The sequence below is a fragment of the Thermobacillus xylanilyticus genome (assembly GCF_907165215.1).
GTDB lineage: Bacteria > Bacillota > Bacilli > Paenibacillales > Paenibacillaceae > Thermobacillus > Thermobacillus xylanilyticus.
In genome coordinates this window covers 40,523-47,710 of the sequence record NZ_CAJRAY010000057.1, presented here as the reverse complement: position 1 = coordinate 47,710, position 7,188 = coordinate 40,523, and the positions used below count along the sequence as shown (strand labels likewise).

Genomic DNA, 7,188 nt, shown 5'->3' with positions numbered 1-7,188 from the left:
CCTAAGCCCGCTCCACAATTGGTTTTACATTGATTTTCTAGGTGCGAAAGTTGAGTTTGAATAACACCATTATGGATTTGATCCAGGTCATTCGAAGCGAGGTGGGCAAAAAAAAATGATCGGGCATGATTTGTTCACCTTGGTGCAGAAAGCGAAAGCGGGAGACAAGGAAGCGATGAAAGAAATTCTTCACCTTGTAGAACCCTTCATTCAGAAGGCGTGCCGTCGCGCGTCCCCGAACGAACGAAACGATTTGCAGCAGTATTTGGCGGAGAAGGTGATCGTTGCCGTCAAAAATTACGATATGAATTCAATTCCCGGTTTTGCACAATTCATAGAGCTGATTTCGTCAAATCACGCTCAATTGGATTTTTCCGGATTCAAGAATGATTTCCGCAATCTTGTCGAATGGAAGGAGGAACAGTTAGATTTCTAATACATGAGCTTGAAAGGGCGGCATGCGGCGATTTGTGCTGAAGCCGCCCTGTTTTTTCACTATCCCGCATAGCTCCTCTGTATCCTCCGATTCATTTCACGGCCAATTTTCTTCTTCCACCCCTCCACTGACGTTGTGCAAATCAGAATCGATTTCACTTTGTATAAGCGAGGAAAGCAACCAGGCCTGGAATTCCTCAAGAAGTTTTGGACAAGGTGGGAGCAAGAATGTGCGGTTGTCAGGAGCAAAAGGTACCAAACAGTATTGAGATCCCGGTTGAGGAATATGCGAAGCTTCAGGATCAGGCCCGCATCCTCCAGGAACTGCTGAACCAGCAAACAACGGAACCCGAATCTTTCCAGAAAGGATGAGCCAGAAAATGGCGGAATACGTGCTGTACTTCTCTATCGCCAAAAACGCTCCGGGCGAAGACGTTTATTCGGGCAGCGTGATTGCACGGGAGCCGTTCAGGATTTCGAGCGGATACCTGGTGAATACGGCAGGTGGACCGGTGAAAAGTTTCAATGCCACCGTGCCCGTCTATGCCAACTCTTCTTCCTCGCTGTTGGGGTATCAGATTGGCACCGTCACGTTCCGGGAAGGGGTCATCAGAGAATCCACCGACATGATCATTACGTCCGTATTCAATCAGGATCCGTCGAGGAAAATTACGATTCAAGCCAATGGTCTCACCACCACGGTGGAAGTCGGTGTCTGGTTCAAGGGCGATGCATCCTGGTTTGAAGGATCCAACAAGTCATACTGCGTTGGGCAACACGGATCGCTGCCTTCCAATTACGTTGCATTGCCTGCTTACAATGTTTGCGCCAAATCGGTAAAAATGTACAATCCAAACACCGGAAAGACAGCTACCGGGAAAGTGTGGGATGTCGGCCCGCTCTTCGACGCAAACTGGTGCGGCACAGACCCTTACTGGAACACCGGAACAACGCCCAGGGCAATCACCTACAAAGGAAAGAAACGATGCGAAGTTTGCAAGCCAAACGATTCCAATTGTAAGGATACGACGGTAATCAACGGTGCCATCATCGACATTTCCAAAAACATGCGGAACGCTTTGGGTGCTACCGGCACCATTCCGAACGCTCAGTGGCGTTTCGCCTGATATGGGTGGGAGAGGGCGGAGAATATCTGCCCTCTTTCCTCATCCCTATGAATATTCGTTCAAATGAAGTGTAATATTCGAAATCATCAAAAACGAAAGATCCCCAAGAACTGTCATCTCAATGTCGTAAGTTCCGATCTCCGGCACCTTTAGTTGAATGAATTCGTTCGTCAAGGCCTGAATGACGATCCCGCTTGGCGTCGATTGCTTGAAATGGAAGCCGGGCAATGTTTCACTCAGTTCAAGATAAGGATTCTCTTGCCCGGCAAGATTGGATGTCATCACGGTCGCCACATCGATTCCCGTACCAAGCCAGGGCTGATGGCCTTCTTCGTATTGCTCGAAGACATACTCCGGCAAATATTCGATCGTTCCGTCGTTATAATAGGGAATGGAAGTTCTCGGGCGTTGGAAAACGTCCTCCGGCAGCTCATAAAACACGATTGACCTTGCGGCGCGCAAATCGGCGGATTGGACTTGCCCCTCCGTTCCGGCGGCTCGGTTGGGATGCCACGTGATTTTGGAAATATACAACACCTCGTGGCCGGGCGGGGCTTCCAGTTCGATCTCATACCTTCCGACGTCGGGTACGAACAGTTCATAACGCCGTTCCGCCGTCTCCTTCATGATCAGCCCTTCCGACGTTTGCCGTTCACCTTCGACGCCGGCGGTCCAATCCAGTTCCGCGTCCTCCCGTCCCGTGAGATTGGACGTCAGAGCCATCACATCATCGATTCCGGTCTGATGTCCGGTTCGACGTTTCCCGGACGCCCTGATGTCCTCCTCCGACAGAAACCTGATCTTGCCCTTGTCATAATACGGAATCGAAGAAACCGGCAGTTGCAAGATGTCGTCCGTCAATTGATAAATTAAGACAGGGATGCGAACCGGTTCCTTGCGCGGCTCAACGGCTGGCTCTTCGGAAGGGAGATCCCTGTCTGGCACGTCTGTCCCATCCGTCTCCGTCGTATTTGCCTGTTCCGCCTCCGCTTGCGATCCGGCCTCTGTCGGCAAGCCGTTCTCTCCGGATGGACTGACTTCGTCGGTTGCGATATTACCGCCGTTTTGTGCCATATCGTCCTGTACAGCTGCGCGTTGGCATCCCGATAACACCAGAACAATAATGAGCAATAGAAATCCTATTTGTCTGCCTGATCTCCACATTTTCCCTCCACCACCTTATTTTTTTCACCTTAACTAGACGATCAACGGGATACAGAAGTTGAGTTGACCGGATTTGGGTGACGAGTCCGCGGATCGGCAGCCGATCGCAGGTCGAGGGACTTCGTCGGGGGAGGGATGTTGGGAACGAAAAGAAAACAGCGTCTGATTGCCAACGCTGGCAATCAGACGCTGTGACGAACGGCCGCGAGATCATCCCAACGCAGGGTTCCGCCCGCTTATCACCCCTGCAACTCTAGACTTCAGCCTTCAGTTCAAGCAGCGCGTCGCGCAGCTCGGCCGCACGCTCGAACTGCAAGTTCTTCGCCGCTTCCTTCATCTCGGCTTCCAGCCGCTGGATCAGCTTCATCTTCTCTTTCTTGGACATCTTGCCGTAGGCGTCCGTTCCGTACTCGGCCTTCGATTCGGCGACCTTCACCGCTTCGATGACGTCGTGCACTTTCTTGCGGATCGTCTGCGGCACGATGCCGTGCTTCTCGTTGAATGCGATCTGGATCGAACGGCGGCGCTCCGTCTCGCGGATCGCCCGTTCCATCGAATCCGTGATCGTATCGGCGTACATGATGACCCGGCCGTCCGCGTTGCGCGCCGCCCGGCCGATCGTCTGGATGAGCGACGTCTCGGAGCGGAGGAACCCTTCCTTGTCCGCGTCCAGAATGGCGACAAGCGACACTTCCGGCAGGTCGAGACCTTCGCGCAGCAGGTTGATGCCGACGAGCACGTGGAACGTGCCGAGGCGCAGATCCCGCAGAATCGCCATCCGCTCGAGCGTCTTGATGTCCGAGTGGAGGTAGCGGACTTTGATGCCGACTTCCTTCAGGTAGTCGGTCAGATCTTCCGCCATCTTCTTCGTCAGCGTCGTCACGAGCACGCGCTCGTCCTTCGCGATCCGTTCGCGGATCTCGCCGAGCAGATCGTCGATCTGCCCCTTCGTCGGGCGCACTTCGACGACCGGGTCGACGAGGCCCGTCGGCCGGATGATCTGTTCGACCACTTCCGGGCAATGCTCCAGCTCATACGGTCCGGGCGTCGCGGATACGTAGATGAGCTGGTTCGCCTTCGCCTCGAACTCTTCGAACTTGAGCGGCCGGTTGTCCAGCGCGGACGGCAGCCGGAAACCGTGCTCGACGAGCACTTCCTTGCGCGCCCGGTCGCCGTTGTACATCGCGCGGATCTGCGGCAGCGTCACGTGCGACTCGTCGACGACGATCAGGAAGTCGTCCGGGAAATAGTCGAGCAGCGTGTACGGCGTCGAGCCGCGCTCGCGGAACGTCAGCGGCCCCGAATAGTTCTCGATGCCGGAGCAGAAGCCCATCTCCGCCATCATTTCGAGGTCGTAGCGCGTCCGCTGCTCCAGACGCTGCGCCTCGAGCAGCTTGCCCTGCGACCGGAGCTCCTCCAGCCGCTCCTCCAGTTCGCGCTCGATATTTTTCAGGGCGATTTTCATCTTCTCTTCATGCGTGACGAAGTGGGAAGCCGGGAAAATGGCAACGTGGTTCCGCTCCCCGATGATCTCGCCCGTCAAGGTATCGATCTCGGTGATCCGTTCGATCTCGTCGCCGAACATCTCGACTCGGATCGCCCGCTCATGGCTGCCCGCCGGGAAGATCTCGATCGTGTCGCCCCGCACGCGGAACGTGCCGCGCACGAAGTTGAGATCGTTCCGCTGGTACTGGATGTCGACCAGCTTGCGCAGGATGGCGTTGCGCGGCTTCTCCATGCCGACGCGCAGCGACAGGACGAGGTCGCGGTACTCGTCCGGCGAACCGAGGCCGTAGATGCACGACACGCTCGCCACGATGATGACGTCGCGCCGCTCGAACAGCGAGCTGGTCGCGGAGTGCCGCAGCTTGTCGATCTCGTCGTTGATGCTGGAATCTTTCTCGATATAGGTATCCGTCTGCGGAATATAGGCTTCCGGCTGATAATAATCGTAGTAACTGACGAAGTAGGAAACCGCGTTGTTCGGGAAAAATTCCTGGAACTCGCTGCACAGCTGCGCCGCCAGCGTCTTGTTGTGGGCGATGACGAGCGTCGGGCGGTTCAGTTCCTTGATCACATTGGCGATCGTGAAGGTCTTGCCCGTGCCCGTCGCGCCGAGCAGCGTCTGGTGCTTCTTGCCTTGCCGGACGCCCTCAACCAGCTTCGCGATCGCTTCGGGCTGATCCCCCTGAGGCTTGTAATCGGAGACAAGCTCGAACGGTTTGTCCAGGACGGTAATCGATTCTCGCATCGGTCTTGCTTCCCTCTCCTTCCGGCTGCCCGCTTCCGGCGGGCGAATCCGTCGCTCCGGGCCGTCCGCCATTATCGGTATGCCCCATGCGGCGGGCTTGCAGACGCCGGATGGACCAATCCTTTCCTCTGTCGCCAGCCGAATGAGAATAAATGTTCCCATTCGATTATACCCGTTCTCCACACGCCGCGCAATTACGGAAATGCAGACAAAAAAATCCGCCCCCGTCATGGCTGGACGCGGGGACGGCTTGGTGAGAAAGTCCGGCGGCCGGTCGGCCTGTCCGGCCTTCGCCGGAAAAAATCGCGATGCCCCTGACCGGTCCGGTCCGGTGCTGCCGGACGGTCTTCAACTTCGGACGGTCTTTCCGGCATCATTGCCGAATGGTCACGATACCGCCGGGCGCGCTGCGCGATGCCTGAATGCGCCGGATCTCCTGATCCGACAGCCTGCGGCCGACGAGGATGAGCGAGGACGTCTGGTTGTTGAAGCCGAGCGTCCGCAGGTCCGCCACCGACTGGCTGCCGCGGAAGACGCGGTACGGGCCCTGGTAGTTGATGTCGCGGAACAGCACCAGCGTCACCTGGTTCGGCCTCGACTGGTTGCTGACCCGGAAGCTGGACAGCTCGTCATTGAACCGGAATGCCCGCAGGTCGCGTACCGCAACGCCCCGGCGCTGGAACAGGATGCGGCGGCCGGAGAAATTGACTCCCGACCACAGCGCGAGTCACAGATTGCCGGTTGCCACTTTGCATCACCTCTTTCCGTTCGGACTGCTTGCAATATATGTCCGTTCGAGAAGGAGGTGTGGACAAGCATGCTGGTAATTTTTCATCAATCTTGCGCGGCGCTGCCCGCATCGGACGGGCGTCCTTCCGCGGCCGCCGGATCGGAAGCCGGAGCGGTATGCGCAACCTCCGCCGCGGGCGCCGATCCGCCCCGCCGGCGGAAAGGACGGCTCCACGGCAGCAGCCCGATCAACGACCGCGGCGCGCCGCTCACGGTGTAGGCGGCGTCTTCGAACGGCGCCAGCACGAGGCCGAGCTGATGGTGTTCATTCTCGTAGCGCGCGCGCTGCACAAAGCGGACATGGCCCTCGTGGTTGAGCAGCTCGATCTTGCAGAACGCCGGATTGGCCAGCAATCCGTCGTACAACTCCTCCGGCGTGCGGACGGCGGTGCCGTTCACCTTGCTCACGATCTCGCCGGGCTCGATGCCGAGCTGCGCCCCCGACGATCCGGGCAGCACCGCGAGCACCCGCAGCCCGTTCCCTTCGTGGGCGTACAGCGGGCTTGCCGCCGCTTCCCTGCTCCGCTCGATGAAGGATGCGATCTCGCGCAGCGCCGGCACGGCCGCCGCGGCGGCCGGCAGCAACAGTTCCCATTGGGCGGCCGCCGCCCCCGCAACAGCGGCGATCAGCCCGGTCCACAAGAGCTCCCGCGCGGTACGCGCAGCCTTCGCCGCCGGCAGGAGCGACGTCGTCCGCCAGACGGAGCCGATGACGACCGGCAGGCCGAGCAGCGCCCAGCCCTGCGGTTCGCCAAGGCTCCAGAACAGCGGCGTCCACGGCAGTTCCGCGGCGCCGGCGGACGTTCCGGCGGCCGGCACGAGCAGAAGCAGCGGCACCGGCCAGACGGCGTCGATCCGCCAGCCGCCGATCGGGCGGCCGCGCTTGCCGTCCACGATGACCGGGCCGGCCAGGCGGCGGCTAGACCGCCAGAGCAGCAGGGCTTCCGCCGGTAGCAGCAGACCGGCGATCAGCAGCAGGCCGGCCGCATCGAACGATGCGAGCGACGCCGCGAGCCGCTTGATCAGTTCAGGCGATCCGGACCAGTCGAACCAGCCGGAGAGCCACTGCAAGAAGGCAACAAGGCCCGCGCCGTAAGCGGCCGCCGCGAAGCGCAGCCGCACCAGCCCGAGCAGCAGCGACACGCACCACAGCCAGATCACGGCATCCGCGTTAAGATCAACACCGAGGAACAGGACGGCGGTCGAGACCAGGACGCCGACGGCTAGTCCCGCCGGCAGCGCCGCGAGCAGCCGGCCCGGCCAGGCCGTCAGCCGCGCATGGAACAGCCTGCGCTCCGCGCGGATCTGCCTGAGCGCAAGTAGCAAGACCAGCAGCACGGCGACGTATCCGAACGGCTGGATCAGCGCAGCGGCGATTCCGGATCCCGCCTGTTCCAGCCATTCCAGCCCCCATTCCATCGG

At 59.2% G+C, this 7,188-nt stretch carries 6 protein-coding genes; 2 read left to right on the top strand and 4 right to left on the bottom strand.

Annotation, left to right across the window (positions count from 1 at the left end; genetic code table 11):
• Window positions 1-115 precede the first annotated feature (115 nt).
• Window positions 116-436, top strand: coding sequence for a helix-turn-helix domain-containing protein (locus KJQ12_RS11840; protein ID WP_015253213.1), 321 nt, complete (start codon window positions 116-118; stop codon window positions 434-436).
• Between the two features lie 379 nt (window positions 437-815).
• Window positions 816-1,562, top strand: a complete 747-nt coding sequence (locus KJQ12_RS11835; RefSeq protein WP_157373492.1) for a hypothetical protein — start codon at window positions 816-818, stop codon at window positions 1,560-1,562.
• Between the two features lie 45 nt (window positions 1,563-1,607).
• On the opposite strand, the gene KJQ12_RS11830 is transcribed toward KJQ12_RS11835, so the two are convergent.
• From KJQ12_RS11830 to KJQ12_RS11815, 4 genes are all read right to left on the bottom strand, one after another.
• Window positions 1,608-2,726, bottom strand: a complete 1,119-nt coding sequence (locus KJQ12_RS11830; protein ID WP_213484840.1) for a hypothetical protein — start codon at window positions 2,724-2,726, stop codon at window positions 1,608-1,610.
• A gap of 253 nt (window positions 2,727-2,979) precedes the next feature.
• Complete coding sequence (gene uvrB, locus KJQ12_RS11825; protein ID WP_280529260.1) at window positions 2,980-4,977, bottom strand: excinuclease ABC subunit UvrB; 1,998 nt, start codon at window positions 4,975-4,977, stop codon at window positions 2,980-2,982.
• A gap of 373 nt (window positions 4,978-5,350) precedes the next feature.
• On the bottom strand, window positions 5,351-5,560 hold the full coding sequence (locus KJQ12_RS19605) for a hypothetical protein (protein ID WP_244860586.1): 210 nt from the start codon (window positions 5,558-5,560) through the stop codon (window positions 5,351-5,353).
• Window positions 5,561-5,811: 251 nt separating this feature from the next.
• On the bottom strand, window positions 5,812-7,185 hold the full coding sequence (locus KJQ12_RS11815; protein WP_213484839.1) for a PDZ domain-containing protein: 1,374 nt from the start codon (window positions 7,183-7,185) through the stop codon (window positions 5,812-5,814).
• Between the last annotated feature and the right edge of the window lie 3 nt (window positions 7,186-7,188).